Genomic DNA, 17,182 nt, shown 5'->3' with positions numbered 1-17,182 from the left:
TTCAGAAAAATGAAGGCAATAAAAATATTTCTCTTATCGGCTATTCTACTGAATAGTATCGGCTGTACAGAATTGGCAGATGAAAGTTACAGCATACTGATCGCTAAAGACTTTGAGGTTACAGAAAGTGAAGTAGGTTCCATAATTGCATCCGCATATGTTCCCTGGAACGACCTTTTCGGAGGATGGGGGAGCTACTTTTGGGCACAAGATGTCAGCTCTGATGCATTGGTTATCCCAAAAAGACCATGGGGCTGGGTGGATGCAGGTGATTACAGAAGACTCCATGAGCATAAGTGGACTGCAGATGATCTGGTAATCGTTCAGTGTTGGAGGAGGGCATATAGAGGAATTACAACCACAAACAGGGTAATCTATCAAATAGAAAATGATCTTGTCCCCTTAGGAGAATTCAAAGAAAACGCATTAGCTGAACTTAAAGTACTAAGGGCTACCTATTATTATGTCCTCTTGGATATGTATGGAAACATACCCATTGTTACCAACTTCGATGTTCCAGAGGGATTTCTTCCTGAACAGAGCTCAAGAAAGGAAGTGTTTGATTTTCTTGTAAATGATATCACTGAAAATATAGACTTGTTGAACGAGGAAACTGGAAGTGCTTCATATGGTAGAATTAATAAATGGGTGGCACATACTTTATTAGCCAAACTTTATCTGAATGCGGAAGTTTATACCGGTGAAGCCATGTGGGATAAATGTATAGAGCAATGTGATATCGTCATCGAGTCCAATAAGTACGCTTTGGAAAGCAATCAAAAGAATAATTTTATTGTTTACAATGAGGGTTCAGGAGAGATCATCTGGTCATTGGTTTTTGATGAAAACTATACAGCTGGTTGGAATGTTTTTGACCATCATATGCAGACACTGCCTCAAGAGGCTCAGGCAACATACAGCCTCCGATTTTCTCCTTGGGGAGGAATATGTGCCATCCCACAGTTTATTGACACCTTTAACCCATTGGATGAGAGGTATACTGAAAACTGGCTGAAGGGACAACTGTATGATAGAAACGGCAATAAGTTAACGGTTCAAAATGGATCTTTGAAAGACAAGGATTTAGTTTTGATTAACGATTTGCCTGCTGTTGATACGTCACAAGCTGTTCATGGTTTACGTCTAAGCAAATTTGAAGTAGAACAAGGTGCAGGTGTAATACCGAACAATGACTATACATTTTTTAGATATGCCGATATTCTGATGATGAAAGCGGAAAGTTTGCTGCGTACCGGAAGTACCGGTGAAGCCGCTGCTATTGTGACACAGATAAGAGAACGTAGCTTTAGAAATAATCCCGCAGAGGCACCTGTTACCGGAGCAGAACTCATGGGAGGTAGTAGGTATGATTATGGTCGTAGGGACGTACATGTTACTACCCAAGAAGGTGGGAATGACGTCCTCTATGGTCGATTTATGGATGAGTTAGGATATGAGTTTTTTGAAGAATGCCGACGAAGACAGGATATGATCCGCTTCGGGGTGTTCACTACCAAGTCTTGGTTTTCTCATGAACCCAATGGAGATTACAGAAGCCTTTATCCCATTCCCCAAGAAGAAATCAATAAAAACAGTAATTTGAAACAAAACCCCGGTTATTAATTCAATGTTTAAAAACTTATAAATAGCCGAAATTGCTTTTTTTAATTCAAGGTTCCCGAATATTTGGGAACCTTGATTTTTTTCCAAAGAAGCGAAAAATTCATCAACTAGACAGAAAATTTAGAGATAGACAAAAGCATAAAAACACCATACATCCACTTTAAAATCAGACACTTAACCACAATAAAGCACACTTTTTTCTCTATTTTTCAACCCCAATATAATTCTATATTTTTTTAATCGAACTCAGGTTACAAGATATGCTGTCATACGTCCACACTTAGACATTGAAAGCAGCAAACAACAGGAATTAACCTTATCTTTCAATTGGTTTTTGCCGGTTATAAAAACAAATTGACAACTGAATTGACCCGATTTACTTTTCAAGACAAAAACTGCCTCAAGACAATGAAATGAATTGCGTTTCCGACTTCAACTAGACATCTCTTTTTAATGACTCGAATCCTGATTTTTGCCCTGCTATTTTGGATCAACCTACCTATCCATGCACAAGATTCAATAGTCTATAAGCCAAATCAGATTCGGGATTTTAAATTGGTGCCCTTGCCTGCCATTGCTTCAAACCCTGCAAACGGCTGGCTATTTGGCATTGCACCATCTGCTACATGGAGAATGGGAGATCCCGAAAGCACCCATCTGTCCAATCTGGTAGGAAATCTAGTGTACACGACCAAAAAACAATGGCTGATCAGCTCCCGAAGTACTATTTTCCTTGCCGATGACAGCTGGATTCTAGTTGGTGATTGGCGTTTTTTCATTACATCCCAGCCTACCTTCGGACTAGGGAGTTCTAGCCCAAACGAACCTACCGAAAACCCAAAACAAGCAGATGTCTGGTGGGGAGAACAGCAAATGGATTACAATTGGGTACGATTCTACGAGACAGTGCTGAAGCGAATCTCTACCTCTAAGTTTTATCTGGGCGTGGGATATCATCTTGATATCTATTCGAAAATTGACAACTTTATAGAGGATGGAATCCCCCAAGAGTTTACTTTCTCAAATGATTTCTACAATCATAGCAAGGGGTTTAATTTAGATAAAAACACACTTTCGGGGATTACATTGAATGCAATAATGGAAAACCGTGATTTGGCAGTATCTCCTTATGAGACCAACTTTGCTTTAGTCTCTTACAAAATCAATCCGGAATTTTTAGGCTCAAATCAATCTTCTTCCACCCTCCTACTTGACTACCGCCACTATTTTCCCTTAAGTGAGAAGCGGAAACGTCATTTATTGGCACTCTGGAGTTATGCCAATTTCCTTGTATCAGGCGATCTACCTTACATGGCCTTACCTTCAATCGGCTATGACCTCTTTGGACGTTCGGGCAGAGGGTATTCTCAAGGACGATTCAGAGGAGAAAGCATGGTGTATTCAGAAGCTGAATATCGCTTTCCTCTACAGAAAAATAAGGAAACTTTTGGCGGAACTATTTTTGTAAATGCAGCAAGTTTTGGGAGCAAATTGACTCAGGAAAATCTACTTACAAAAATAAACCCCGGCTATGGTTTAGGCTTGCGTGTGATGATCAACAAAGCAAACCGAACTACTATTACTGCTGATTATGGTTTTGGTCAAAAAGGAAACTCAGGATTTTATCTAAACATAAACGAGTCTTTCTAAGTTACTTTATTTCGCAAAAAAAAGCCCCAAAAGAAATTCATCTTTAGGGGCTTTTATAGTAAGTGACTAAAGTAAATTATTTAGCCTCGTTTTTCTTTGCTGTAACTTCAGCTCTGATTTCCTGTGCAAGATTTTTGATGGCTTGCATGCCTGTTCTTACTCTAGTGCCAGCTGCTTTGTTACCGTTTTCGTAGAATTTTGCAAAGTCTGCTTCTAAAGAATCGACCAAATCTTTAACTTCTTGGTGTCTGCTCATAATCGTTTTATTGGTTGGTTATAAATTATACTTGAATACAATAAACATCATTTATAGTGCCATTAGAAGTCTTTTGGCGATTATTTTTAATTTTTAGTGCAGAAAAATGATGTTTTCATTAAAACACTCGTTTTATTCAATTTTTAGCAACATTTCATGCCAAAAATTGAGTTTAATTTTCTGCCAAAAACGCTTCTACTCTCCCCAAATTGGCTTATAAATTGGCCAAATGAGAATCTTGCTTCATTAAATCAGCACTTTTTGGCCCTTTTCTGCAGACTCAAGTATTGCCTGGACTATACGAATGTCGCGAAGCCCCTCTTCTCCCGGCACAGCTTGGGGAATTCCTTCCTGTATACTCCGCGCATCATTATCCATTTGCCATACCTGCTCCATAGGTTGCGGAAAAGGGAAATTGATCTCCCCCAAAGGGCTCTTCCCTTTATTGCCGGAATAGGCAGAAAACGGCGCCATCTCTATCATCCCCTCTTCACAGGTGATATTGAGATAATTGATATTCTCCGCAAATGAAGTCTTGATAGTTCCGATCACACCCCCGGGAAATTCCAACTCAGCTTCCACAATCTCGCCTAATCCATCTTTGTATATCTCAGGACGCTCAGCCCAGACTTTTGCCGAATTTACAGCTACAGGTTCCATCCCCGATCCCAGTCTGGCTCCCTGAATTGAATAAACACCCATATCATAAATAACTCCTCCACCCATTTCGCGCTTCTGCTTCCAGTGATCAGTACGACTCTCTCTGTACCCTGCCGCACAGTCCACACCCAACACACTGCCAAGACTTTGTTCGCTAATAATTTTCTGAAATGCATGGGTATTTGGCTCATGCTGGCAGCGGTAACCAATTGAGAGCGAAACATTGGCCTCATTACAGGCATCAATCATTGCCTGACACTCTTCCACGGTCATGGCCATGGGTTTCTCACACCAGACATGTTTTCCTGCTTTGGCAGCACGGATCACATATTCCTTGTGCATAGACGGCGGCAATACAATGTAGATTACATCTATATCCTGATTTCCTGCTATAGCATCGAAAGTGTCGTAATTGTAAATATTTTCTTCAGGAATTTTATATTTCGCTTTCCACACCGCTGCTTTGGTGGGAGTTCCTGTCACGATTCCTGCCAAATAGCAATTCTCAGTTTTTTCCAAAGCCGGAGCCAATAAGTCCGTACTATAATAGCCCAATCCTACCAGCGCTACTCCCAGCTTATCTTTTCGGGGCTTAGAAGAGGAAAATACATTAAAAGGAGAGATCAAACTTGCACCTGCTCCAAGAGCAATAGACTTCAAAGTGTTTCTTCTTGTGATAAAATTCATAGGCATTAGGTTAAGGGTTTGATATTTAATACGCTTATCAAGATACAGTTTTCATCTTTACCCCCAAAAAATTATTAAATTCAACTATGGATTTATATTCTGGTCAACCTTGTATGCACATGAAAAAATTATTGATTCTCGTTTTCCTTCTTGTTCCGTTTTTCACTCAGGCCCAAAGTCAGGTCCAACCCTATCTTTCCCTTGAAGATGCAATTAGAATATCAGATGCTGCGCAAGTCAAATCCGAGGCTGAGGGCTGGAATATGGTAATAGTAGTACTGGATGCAGGTGGACATATGATCTCGCTACGCAAAATGGATGGTGTACAAATTGGCAGTGTTGATGTTGCCTTAGCCAAAGCGAAATCTTCGGTTTATTTCAAACGTCCCACTAAAGTTTTTGAAGATATGATGAAAGGTGAAGGCGGTGCAAGAATTGCCACCTTACCAAATGCCGTCGCAATAGAAGGAGGACTGCCTATTTTCAAAGATGGAATTATCGTAGGTGCCATTGGTATATCCGGTGCCACTTCAGCGCAAGACGGAATTGTAGCTGCTGCAGGCTTGGAAGCTTATTGATTTCAAGTTTTGTGAAGGTTTCAGTCCCCGCTTATTACATAAAGTAAATAAGTAATTACTCACTCAAATCAGAGATGATGGAATGCACGGTGGTACTGCAGCAATTCTTGCACAGCGCTACTCCATTCCTAATAGTCAGGGCCTTCCTCATTGCTTCTTTCCCTGAGTTATAAGGACCTAGGTAGTCCCGCTCATACGAGCTCGGAATATATTCACATTCACGATCGTGTATTTCGTGCAATCCGTCCTTATTCGGATTGGAAGACAGATAAAAGAATTTCATAAATAGGTCAATGAGTTAATAACCCAAAAGTACCTATCAATAACTGACGAAAACATACCCTATATAGGGTATTTTTCAAAGGAAAAGTTATAATTCAATGAGATTATCAGCAATGATGCCTGTAAATTCCCCTGATAATCCTCCTTTGAAAACCTAAAGGCATGCAATCCAGGGAGACCCGTCACAGCATGGCAGGCAGAAGGACTCAATTCATTGGTTTACCATATCTTATGGTGCTTTTGGATCCCTACCGGTAGAAAAGCGACTAAAACATTATTAGGATTTGGAAAACACTAGCGTCAAGGCCACTTCGGTCTTCTGTCACTCGTGCTGAGCGTAGTCGAAGTATCGGTCTTCCCGCCGTTATACCAAAGAAAATGAGGCTACCGGCATCATTGAGAGGCTGTCTCATAACTCATAATTGTCACATTGAGCAACCAGTCTGCCGAAGGCATGAAAGTCGAAATGGGCTTAATTAGCACATAAAAGGCTTCGACTTCGCTCAGCCTGACAAGATAACCTACTTATGAGACAGTCTCAATCCATCGAACTTGAGTTTCCACACCTATTTCAGGTTTCCCAAAAGGCAGTTGTACCATCAACCGAAATAAAGAAACAGGCATAAACATCACCCTATGTATCGACTCAGCAAATCCTTCCACTCTTCCTCCAGGGTTAATTGCGGCCTAGCCTCTCCGGCTCTTCTATACCAATAGTCCGCATTCCATTGATCACCTTCCTTTCTATGCAAGTAAGCATGGATTCTGGCTGCTTCCTTTCCTTCCAAGCTATCCACCTGATCATGTGCCTTATCCCAATCTCCGTTACCATCATACCAAAGCGCCTTTAGCATAGGGTTGTAATGGTTGACCTTATCATCTGATTTCAGAAAATCAGCAATTGTTTTATCCTCTATAGCCATTTTTTCGCTGTTTGACTCCCCAAAGAAAAGAAGCTGAGGCATAAAACTCTTACTCTTCTCTGACTATTTTATGATATCCTGAGGTCAACTTTGGGATATGTATAGTCACTTCACTGCCAGCGGACATAATTTCCAATAATGATCTCCGCAAGACAGGTCACTGAGCTTGTCGCGCCATACTGAGGTAACCATAGACTAATTTGGTGCTGTGGTGATCGAGGATAATCGTAAAATCAAATTTCAGATAGAACTTCCCCGCTTATACTCCAAATTTCACATATTTAAAACTTCAACCCCCAATACTATGACACTATACAGATTGCTGATTGTATTCTTGGTTATTACCCTGCCCATCAGATTACAGGCTCAGACACAAACTGATCAACAATTGACTGCCTATATCCTGGAACTGGTCCAATCTTTTCAAGGGGATATAGGCATATACATCGAGCATCTGGAATCCGGGAATGTGGTGGAAATCAATTCCGACTCCATATTTCCCACAGCCAGCATAGTGAAAATCCCAATTCTCTTGGGAATATTTGACAAAATAGAGAACGGAGAATTGCATTACCACCAACCCTTGATTTACCATGACTCCATCAAATACGGAGGATCGGGAATCATGCAATTCTTTAAAGATTCTACCCAAACTGACCTAAGTACGCTGCTTGCCTTAATGCTGAGCTATTCAGACAATACCACTTCACTCTGGAATCAGGCACTTGCCGGAGGTGGTGTTCAACTAAACCAAGTCATGGATCAATTAGGCTATCAAAACACCAGAGTGAATAGTCGAACTGCAGGAAGGGAAAGCATCTGGGAAAAGTACGGCTGGGGTCAGACCACCCCAAAGGAGATGGCGGGTATTTTAGTTCGCTTAAATAATGGAGAGCTATTCAGTCCCGCTGCCTCTGAACAGATGTACAGATTGCTTTCCAATACTTTTTATACGGATTATGCTATATCAGGAATTCCGGCTGGGATTAACGTGGCGAGCAAGCAGGGAATGGTGAACGCTTCCCGTTCAGAGGTTTTTTTGGTTAATTCTCCCCGGGGGGATTACGTTTGCGCTATTTTCACCAACAATAACGTTGATCAACGTTGGGATTATGACAATGAAGCCTGGGTACTTACCAGAAAGCTATCCAATCTGATTTGGAATTATTTTAACCCGCAACAACCCTATAGCCAACCTGAGGAAATTGGGAAGTATCTTGAAGGACAGCCTTATTAATAAATGATTCTAAGCAATTTCCGTGGGAGCAATCCCCTTAAGCCACATTATAATTTTCCATAAACCACAAAGATTTAAGCGTTCCACAGTTCTTCACTTTTTCCAAAATTTCAATAAATACCGGGAAATCCAATAACAGACTGAAATCAAACGATGATTTCATTGTGCAATCGTCAATAAATTCTTCAAAAACAGCATTTTAAGCTATTATAATCTGCAATTGGTCGGTAAATGAGAAGTTATATATTTGCTCAATTAACAAATCCAAAATTAACAGTAAGACATACCTTATGGAACAAGCTTTGATTTATGCCGTCCCGGCGCTGGGGCTGGTTGGCCTGATTGTAATGGCCATTAAATCTGCCTGGGTGACTAAGCAGGAAACAGGAGATAAAAACATGATGGAACTCGCCGGCTATATAGCCGATGGGGCCATGGCATTTTTAAAGGCTGAATGGAAAGTACTTTCCTATTTTGCAGTCATCGCCGTGATACTCTTAGTATGGTCAGGAATGTCCGTAGAAACTTCGAGCCCGGTTATCGCCATTTCCTTCCTTATAGGGGCAGTTTTTTCGGCATTCGCAGGATATATAGGAATGAATATCGCTACCAAAGCCAATGTCCGCACTACACAGGCAGCGAGAACAAGTTTGAAGCATGCACTTAACGTTTCTTTTACCGGAGGCTCTGTAATGGGATTGGGAGTTGCCGGTTTGGCTGTACTGGGACTGGGCTCTCTTTTCATTCTATTCTATCATATGTATGTGCAAAGTGTGACGGGAGCCGGAGTGAACGGAATCGAAATGGAAAAAGCGCTTGAGGTGCTTGCAGGTTTTTCATTGGGGGCGGAGTCCATCGCGCTTTTTGCCCGTGTGGGAGGTGGAATTTATACCAAAGCTGCAGATGTGGGAGCTGATCTGGTTGGAAAAGTAGAAGCGGGAATACCCGAAGACGATGTCAGAAATCCAGCGACAATTGCGGATAATGTGGGAGACAATGTAGGGGATGTGGCAGGAATGGGGGCCGATCTATTCGGTTCGTATGTAGCCACCATCCTAGCTACGATGGTTTTAGGACGTGAGATTGTATCTGCTGATAATTTTGGAGGGATTGCCCCTATCCTACTTCCAATGGTTTTGGCAGGATTAGGCATAGTTTTTTCCATCTTGGGAATGTTCTTCGTGACGATCAAAGATGACAAAGGAGACGTGCAGCATGCACTGAATATGGGAAACTGGTCATCCATTGTGTTCACCGGTGTTGCTTCTTTTTTTGTGGTGAAATACATGCTTCCTGAGACCCTTTCTATCCGAGGCTATGATTTCACCAATATGGATGTGTTCTATGCTATTATCCTTGGATTGATTGTAGGAACTTTGATGAGTATCATCACCGAGTACTATACAGCAATGGGCAAGCGTCCCGTGAAATCAATCATACAGCAATCGGCTACGGGTCATGCTACCAATATCATTGCGGGACTTGCCGTAGGCATGGAATCCACAGTTCTCCCGATACTTGTGCTCGCGGGTGGCATCATGGGATCCTATGCTTTTGCGGGGCTGTATGGAGTCGCTATTGCAGCTGCAGGGATGATGGCTACTACCGCCATGCAACTTGCCATTGATGCATTCGGACCCATCGCTGATAATGCAGGAGGTATTGCTGAGATGAGCCAATTGCCGGAAGAGGTTAGACACCGGACTGACATCCTGGACGCTGTAGGAAATACTACCGCCGCTTCAGGAAAAGGATTTGCCATTGCTTCGGCTGCGCTGACTTCTTTGGCCCTATTTGCTGCCTTTGTGGGAGTAGCCGGAATAGATGCCATTGATATTTTCAAAGCTCCCGTTTTAGCGGCTCTATTTGTGGGCGGTATGATTCCGTATATATTTTCTTCTCTGGCTATTGCGGCAGTAGGCAGGGCAGCCATGGATATGGTGAATGAAGTAAGGCGGCAGTTCAGGGAAATCCCCGGGATTATGGAGTACAAAGCCAAGCCGGAATATGAAAAATGCGTAGAGATCTCCACCAAAGCTTCCCTTCGTGAAATGATCTTGCCGGGTGCCATTGCACTTATTACTCCCTTGTTGGTGGGATTTGGTTTTCAGGGAGTATTCGAGCAGGTTTCATCTGCAGAAATGCTGGGAGGATTATTGGCAGGCGTAACGGTTTCCGGGGTTTTGATGGGCATGTTTCAGTCCAATGCAGGTGGAGCTTGGGATAATGCAAAGAAATCTTTTGAAAAAGGTGTAGAGATCGACGGTGAGATGTATTACAAAAAATCCGAGCCGCACAAGGCATCAGTGACCGGAGATACCGTTGGCGACCCCTTCAAGGATACTTCAGGACCTTCAATGAACATTCTTATTAAACTGATGTCTATAGTTGCCTTGATCATCGCACCACATATCAGTCAACGCTCAGAGCCCCCTGCAATCGCTGAACAAGCGGAGGTCAACAAAGAAATCACTTATAGCCCGGAGAAAGAAATCGTCGCTGAATCTACCCTCGAACTAAAGAATCTGAATTAATCCATCTATAGGATTACACTTCTGTCGAAAGACTGTCTTCTCAAGGCAGTCTTTTTTTTTGACCTCACCCTCAATCTTATAGCTATGTAATGCATGTATCCAAAATATAATACGGCAAAAACAAGCAAATGCAAATATTATTTGATCGTAGGATAAATATTGACACTTCGTTAAAAATCAAGGAGTAAAAATTGAAATAACCACCACATTATTCTTAATTTATGGGTATTGATAGAAAAATTAAGCAAATTTTAGTGAATTACTGATTTTTGTAAGGTTTCAGGTCAATTTATCTAGCATAAATTCCAACCAAATGTCTCTAAAAAACATAAGGGCTATAGTGTGAGGCAGGCATGTTATACCGCTTTTAACGGTCTATCATCTGATACACTTTAGAACGATGCAGGAATTTGCCAGATATTAATTCAAACAACAAACCAATTTATCAACCATAAACAATAAGCAGATGAAGAAAAACTACGCAATGACCTTGCTTTTTCTCCTGGGTTTTCTGGGGAGCATTCCGCTCTATGCCCAGCAAACCTTAAAGGGAAGAGTAACAGCCCAGGAAGACGGGGAGCCACTTCCGGGGGCCAGTATTGTGATCAAGGGCAGTAATACAGGAACAGTTACTGACATAGATGGCTATTATAGTATTGATGTTCCGGGTACTGGCTCTGTGTTGGTATTCTCATTTATAGGTTTCGCCCCAAAAAGCCTCCCTGTAGGTTCTTTAACTACCCTTGATGTAACGTTGGCGCCCTCCGCAGCGGATCTCGACGAATTCATTGTGACTGCATTTGGCATTTCCCAGGAAAAAAAATCCCTTGGGTACGCCGCCCAAAGCATCGATTCAGAAGCCATTACGTCGACACGGCAACCGAATATTGTCAATGCTCTTCAGGGGCAGGTAGCAGGTGTGCAGGTGACCAATTCCGGAGGGGCTCCCGGGCAATCTGCCAGAATTATTATACGCGGGGTTAATTCACTGAATCCACGAGCAGACAATCAGCCATTATTCGTGGTGGATGGGGTACCTGTTGATAATTCCACTATAGAAGCCGCGGATAACCGTACTCCCCGGGGAATGACCAATCGAATTGCAGATATCAATCCAAATGATATCGAAACAATGTCTGTGCTGAAAGGTGCTGCTGCCACCGCTCTATACGGAGTTCGTGCTGCAAACGGTGCTGTAATCATCACTACTAAAAAAGGTAAATCAGGCCAAGTTCAAGTAAATTTCACCAGCTCCTATGGCATAGACAAACTTGTCAAAATGCCTGCATTACAAGACAAGTATGGTCAGGGATTCAGCGGAGAGCGGGATGATGATAGCTTCTGGCCATCGTGGGGAGCAAATATTGCACAAGAAAATGACCCCACTTATGTATTTCAAGACAACTGGAATAATGCGTTCAATACCGGAAAAACATTTGAAAACAGTCTCAGTATCTCCGGTGGAAATGATAAAGCAACATTTTACGGATCTTTCGGAAGGCTTGATCAAGAGGGCATCATCCCATTTTCCAACTGGGAAAGAACTACTGCAAAATTTTCCGGGACGGTAACGGCTAGTGAGAAATTCAACTTCTCCGGATCCATCAACTTTAGCAATTCAGGAGGCAATCGGGTTCCCCACGATAGATTTCTTGAGCGGATGGTCTATTGGTCCGAGACAACCGATGTCACTGACTACATCAATGAAGACGGAACAATGAAAACAACCGGGGGAAACACCAATCCAATCTATGATGCCCGGTTTGCAACCTTTGAGGATGATGTGAACAGGATAATCGGCAATATTAATTTCAACTATAGTCCTACAGATTGGCTGATGTTCTCCTATCGATTGGGAACCGACTTCTATAGTGACAGTCGTACTGAGATCATCCCTGGCCCAAAGGGAATTATAGGAGAACAGGCACTTGATCCATTTGGCTTCATTGAGGAAACGAGAATCACAAGCAGGGATCTGAATTCCAACTTCTATATTACCTTGAATAAACAATGGGATGATAACTGGAGCACGCAGTTAAGGTTGGGAAATGATATTTTTCAAAGAGAGAGCAATAGAGTAACAGCTACTGGAAGAGATTTTGTTATTCCTGACTTTTACCACCTAAATTACACCTCACAGGTTTTTAACGATCAGGATAAAAGAATCAGAAGGCTAGTCGGCTTCTATGGAGACTTGATGGTTGACTACAAGAACTTCTTGTTCTTAAACATTACAAGTAGAAATGATATCTCATCCACTCTGCCAAAGAAGAACAATTCTTTCTTTTATCCCTCAGTTAATTTAAGCTATGCGTTCAGCGAGAATTTTGATATGCCAAATTGGCTTACCTTCGGGAAGCTAAGAGCATCATGGGCTCAGGTAGGCAAAGACACGGATCCCCACATCTTGGGAGAAACCTTCTATGCTCCTGATATTTTTCCTCTAGATGGACAAGTCGGCTTTTCCAGAAATTCCGTATACGGTGATCTAAATCTAAAACCCGAGCTAACTACTTCCATAGAATTCGGGACTCAACTAGCCTTCTTTAATAATAAATTGAATCTGGATGTCACCTACTACAAGTCTAATTCAAAAGACCAAATCATTCCTGTGCCAATTTCCAATGCAACGGGATTCTCATCCTATATCACCAATGCGGGTGAGATCGAAAATAAAGGATTTGAGATTGTACTCGGAGGAACTCCAATTGACAAAGGAAATTTCCGCTGGGATGTAACGGCAAACTTGACTACAAACAAAAATGAAATCAAATCAATCCGGGAAGGCATTGATCAAATCGTAGTTGGATCTCAATTTGGCTATACAGGCTCCACGGTGACAATGATTTTAAGAGAAGGTGAAGCTTATGGAAACATATTTGGAAGTCATTATGTACGTCCTGATCTAGCGGAGGGTGCAACTTCACTGGACAGGAACTTGCCACAACTAATAGGAGCAAATGGCTTTCCTGCTAGAACAGGCAATCAAATTATCTTGGGAAATGCCGTTCCAAAACTATTTGGTGGACTGAAAAACCAATTCACTTATAAGGGACTGGAATTCTCTTTCCTAATAGACTTTAGATCCGGTTTACAGCAATATAATCAGTTCGGTAATTTCCTATCAGCGTTTGGAAAGCATAAGGATTCGGAAAGAAGAAATGATGTTGTGGTATTTCCGGGTGTAGTTGCTGACGGTTCTCAAAACACCAAAGAAGTTTGGCTTGGACAAGGAATAGGCCCTGACGGAGTGGATTACGGAGCAGGCTATTGGAGAAATCACTACAGGACTGTATCAGAAAACTACGTAAATGATGCCAGCTTTATTAAGCTTAGGAATATCACGTTGGCTTACAATCTGCAGCCTCAGGTTATTGAAAAAACTCCATTTAGGACTGCACGAATCGCATTGGCTGCAAACAACATTATCCTCTCCACTCCTTGGGATGGATTTGATCCTGAATCCTTCTCAGCGGGTGCAGGTGGAAATGCTATTGGCTTCACCGGATTAGGTTTCCCCGGTGTACAAAGCTATTTCGTGACGTTAAACCTGGGATTCTAACCTCTAAAAGACTAGAAAGATGAAAGTTAAAAATAAAATAAAAGCATTTTTGGGAGCATCTCTGGTTCTTACGGCATCTGCCTGCGAATCCTATCTGGATGTGAATGAAAACCCAAACTATCCTGAGGAGGCTCCTATTGCCGGCTTGATGACAAATAGCACTTATGAGACAAGTCTCAACGTGTATCGTGAAGGAACTGCCGTCAGCTATTATGTTCAATACCTGGCTTCACCAAATCCCGCAAGTGGATCCGACATAATGGACCCGCTTAATTTCAGCACCTTATGGTCCAACCTTTACAACGTAATGACTGACTTATATAAGATGAACGAAAAAGCAGAAGAAGAGGGAGCGCTGCAGTATCTGGGAGCCGGTCAAATACTTTTAGCCTTGAATCTGGGGATGACTGTGGATTTATTTGGTGATGTACCCTATTCAGAAGGGTTCACATTCAGTACTCTCACCCCTGTTTATGACAGTGATCAAGCACTTTATGGTAATATAATGAGCCTTCTGGATGAGGGAATATCACATTTACAAGCAGAAACTACTGCTGTAATCGGCGATGATGACTTCATCTATGGCGGAGACATAGATTCGTGGTTAAAGTTTGCTTATGCCCTAAAAGCCCGCTATATGATTCATATGAAAGGCAGTGATGGGTATAATACAACGGAAGTTTTAGCAGCGGTTGACAATGGATTTACCTCGAATGACGATAATGCCCAGGTAATTTTCTTCGAACAGCGGTTTAATCCATGGGCGCAAGAGGCAATCAACAACGCAAACCTGCTGCTCACCGGTTGGATCTCGGAGCAATTCATTGAAGCTTTGGATGGCACTTCCTACCCTACAGTGGATCCGAGACTGCCGCTGATGGTAGGAGCCACAGCCAACGGTGAATTCGTAGGCACAGTGAACGGAGCAGGTCGGGGCAATGCACCTGAGCGTGGTGCAAGATCTACGCTGGTAGAAGGGCAATATTATACAGCTGAGCTCTCTCCTTTACTGATTGCGACTTATGCTGAATTAAAATTCATTGAAGCAGAAGCAGCATTCGACACAGACAAATCCCGGGCTTATGCAGCTTATCTGGCGGGTATCGAGGCTCACATGGATATGCTGGAAGTCGGGTCTGCGGACAAGGCGGCATATTTATCCCATCCAAGCGTAAGCATGGGGGCGAATGCACTTACTATAGATGATATTTTCAAAGAAAAATATGTAGCGCTATTCCTGCATCCTGAAACCTGGAATGATGCCAGAAGATTTGACTACGGCTACAAGGACATGACATTGCCTGCGAATTTAAATCCAAATCTTAACGGGGAATTTATCCGAAGGCTGGCCTATCCCGATAGCGAGATAAGTAGAAATGGAGCAAATGTACCGAGTGTAACCTTGCTGGATAGAATCTGGTGGGATAAATAATCGGCCAACCACTTACATAGTGGCTGTCTCATAACTTGTAATTGTCACATTGAGCGTCCGCCTCCCGGAGGGCAGGAAGTCGAAATGAGCTTAGCACATAAAAGGCTTCGACTTTCATACCTTCGGCAGACTGGCTGCTCAGACTGACAAGAAAACTTGATTATGAGACAGTCTCTTTTTTGCTTAATTTGAAAAACCTGTAGTTTTATATGAGAATACTTTTACTTGCGGTATTAATTATCCTTAATTCCTGTACCGTCCATCGTATCAATAAATCCCTCACCAATTCCGATGTCTTTGACCAGGGACATCTGGGATTTATGCTGGTGGATCCGGGCAAAGACAAAGTTCTGGTGGATATCAATTCAGACAAGTATTTTATCCCGGCGTCCAACACGAAGCTATTTACATTCTACACTTCCTATACCATTTTGGGAGATAGTCTGGTGAACGGTCTGAACTACCTGGAAAAAGAAGATTCCCTTATTTTCTGGGGAACAGGTGACCCAAGTCTTTTGCATCCGGATTTAAAGAACCGCAGAGCTGTAGACTTTTTGAAAAGTCAGGACAAAAAACTGTATTTGCTGGATAATTTTGATCAGGTAAGTGCTTTTGGTTCCGGCTGGTCTTGGGACTGGTACAATGCCTATTATGCTGCAGAAAGATCTTCAATGCCGATATATGGAGACATCGTACGCTTTGCAAAAAGCAAAGGAGATTCTACTTTCTCCATCTATCCTACCCGCTTCGGTACTTCCATGGAACTTGCCGAACCTATAGGCAATGTCTCCTCAAGCTTTCGAAGGGATTATAAAGAAAACAAGTTTACTTATTTTTTGACCTCCGAAGCATTGGACAAAAGCTTTGAAACGGATATACCCTTTATCACCTCTACGGATTTCACAGCCCAACTCCTTTCAGAGGAAACCGGCAAAGAAATAAACGTGATAAAGATCTCAAAGTATTTCTCTGAAGAGCCTAAAAAACTACTTACTGCGTCTGCAGACAGCATCTATTCCCAGATGATGAAAATCTCGGATAATTTCCTTGCTGAGCAGCTTCTGTTATTGGTTTCCGATCAGTTGGACAATAAACTCAACTCCACAGATGCCATTGCTTATGCCAAAGAAAACCTGTTTTCAGACTTACCCGACGAACCTATTTGGGTAGACGGTTCCGGACTTTCGTCCAAAAACATGTTTACACCCAGAACCATCATTGCTTTACTCGGCAAAATAAGAGGGGAAATCCCTTTGGAAAAGATCAAAGCCTATTTCCCGGCAGGAGGAGAATCGGGAACTATTCGAAATTGGTATCCTGCTGACGAAGGGCAACCGCCTTATATTTATGCCAAAACTGGAACGCTCTCCATGAGCAATGCGCTCAGCGGTTATCTGCTTACCAAAAGTGGTAAAATCCTCCACTTTTCCTGCCTGATGAACAATTATGTCATATCAGCGACAGAATTGAAAAATGAATTGACCAAAGTACTTTATTACATACACGACAAGTATTAACGGAATTGGAAGATTTAAAATACTTGTCCGCCGTGGCGAATTGAACTATTGGAAAATTGGGCTTAAAAATAATAAAATATGTATATCCGCTTTTCTGCCAGTAAAGAGACTAAAGCATTATAGGATTTGGAAAACACTAGCGTCGAGGCCACTTCGGTCTTCTGTCATCGGTCTTCCTGCCGTTATACCAAAGAAAATGAGGCTACTGGCATCATTGCGGATATACATATAATAAAATATC

General features: G+C 42.2%; 12 protein-coding genes. 8 read left to right on the top strand and 4 right to left on the bottom strand.

What is annotated here, in order from left to right:
- Positions 1-9 precede the first annotated feature (9 nt).
- Both J2X69_RS00700 and J2X69_RS00695 read left to right on the top strand, forming a co-directional pair.
- On the top strand, positions 10-1,623 hold the full coding sequence (locus J2X69_RS00700) for a RagB/SusD family nutrient uptake outer membrane protein (RefSeq protein ID WP_310096844.1): 1,614 nt from the start codon (positions 10-12) through the stop codon (positions 1,621-1,623).
- 453 nt (positions 1,624-2,076) lie between these two features.
- A complete protein-coding gene (locus J2X69_RS00695; protein WP_310096841.1) occupies positions 2,077-3,273 on the top strand; it encodes a BamA/TamA family outer membrane protein in 1,197 nt (398 codons plus the stop codon).
- A gap of 76 nt (positions 3,274-3,349) precedes the next feature.
- Here the strand turns inward: J2X69_RS00695 and J2X69_RS00690 are convergent, their stop codons facing one another.
- Entirely contained in the window at positions 3,350-3,529 is a 180-nt protein-coding gene (locus J2X69_RS00690; protein ID WP_192350681.1) for a histone H1, read from the bottom strand.
- A gap of 246 nt (positions 3,530-3,775) precedes the next feature.
- On the bottom strand, positions 3,776-4,876 hold the full coding sequence (locus J2X69_RS00685; protein WP_310096837.1) for a Gfo/Idh/MocA family oxidoreductase: 1,101 nt from the start codon (positions 4,874-4,876) through the stop codon (positions 3,776-3,778).
- Between the two features lie 119 nt (positions 4,877-4,995).
- On the opposite strand from J2X69_RS00685, the gene J2X69_RS00680 reads away from it, so the two are divergent.
- The gene (locus J2X69_RS00680) at positions 4,996-5,454 is read left to right on the top strand and encodes a heme-binding protein (protein WP_310096834.1); all 459 of its coding nucleotides are present in this window, start codon (positions 4,996-4,998) and stop codon (positions 5,452-5,454) included.
- Positions 5,455-5,509: 55 nt separating this feature from the next.
- Here J2X69_RS00680 and J2X69_RS00675 read toward each other — a convergent pair whose 3' ends face one another.
- Complete coding sequence (locus tag J2X69_RS00675; protein ID WP_310096831.1) at positions 5,510-5,737, bottom strand: hypothetical protein; 228 nt, start codon at positions 5,735-5,737, stop codon at positions 5,510-5,512.
- A 628-nt stretch (positions 5,738-6,365) separates the two neighbouring features.
- Positions 6,366-6,659: a hypothetical protein gene (locus J2X69_RS00670; RefSeq protein WP_310096827.1), complete on the bottom strand. Its 294-nt coding sequence runs from the start codon at positions 6,657-6,659 to the stop codon at positions 6,366-6,368.
- Between the two features lie 304 nt (positions 6,660-6,963).
- On the opposite strand from J2X69_RS00670, the gene J2X69_RS00665 reads away from it, so the two are divergent.
- From J2X69_RS00665 to J2X69_RS00645, 5 genes are all read left to right on the top strand, one after another.
- A complete protein-coding gene (locus J2X69_RS00665; RefSeq protein WP_310096825.1) occupies positions 6,964-7,896 on the top strand; it encodes a serine hydrolase in 933 nt (310 codons plus the stop codon).
- A 290-nt stretch (positions 7,897-8,186) separates the two neighbouring features.
- A complete protein-coding gene (locus tag J2X69_RS00660) occupies positions 8,187-10,430 on the top strand; it encodes a sodium-translocating pyrophosphatase (protein ID WP_310096823.1) in 2,244 nt (747 codons plus the stop codon).
- Positions 10,431-10,896: 466 nt separating this feature from the next.
- The gene (locus tag J2X69_RS00655) at positions 10,897-13,992 is read left to right on the top strand and encodes a SusC/RagA family TonB-linked outer membrane protein (RefSeq protein ID WP_310096820.1); all 3,096 of its coding nucleotides are present in this window, start codon (positions 10,897-10,899) and stop codon (positions 13,990-13,992) included.
- Positions 13,993-14,011: 19 nt separating this feature from the next.
- Entirely contained in the window at positions 14,012-15,424 is a 1,413-nt protein-coding gene (locus J2X69_RS00650; protein WP_310096816.1) for a SusD/RagB family nutrient-binding outer membrane lipoprotein, read from the top strand.
- A 209-nt stretch (positions 15,425-15,633) separates the two neighbouring features.
- On the top strand, positions 15,634-16,941 hold the full coding sequence (locus J2X69_RS00645) for a D-alanyl-D-alanine carboxypeptidase (protein WP_310096812.1): 1,308 nt from the start codon (positions 15,634-15,636) through the stop codon (positions 16,939-16,941).
- Positions 16,942-17,182: the final 241 nt, after the last annotated feature.

Origin of the sequence: Algoriphagus sp. 4150, from assembly GCF_031457395.1 — a bacterium.
Taxonomy (GTDB): domain Bacteria; phylum Bacteroidota; class Bacteroidia; order Cytophagales; family Cyclobacteriaceae; genus Algoriphagus.
This window is presented reverse-complemented; position numbering and strand designations above follow the sequence as displayed.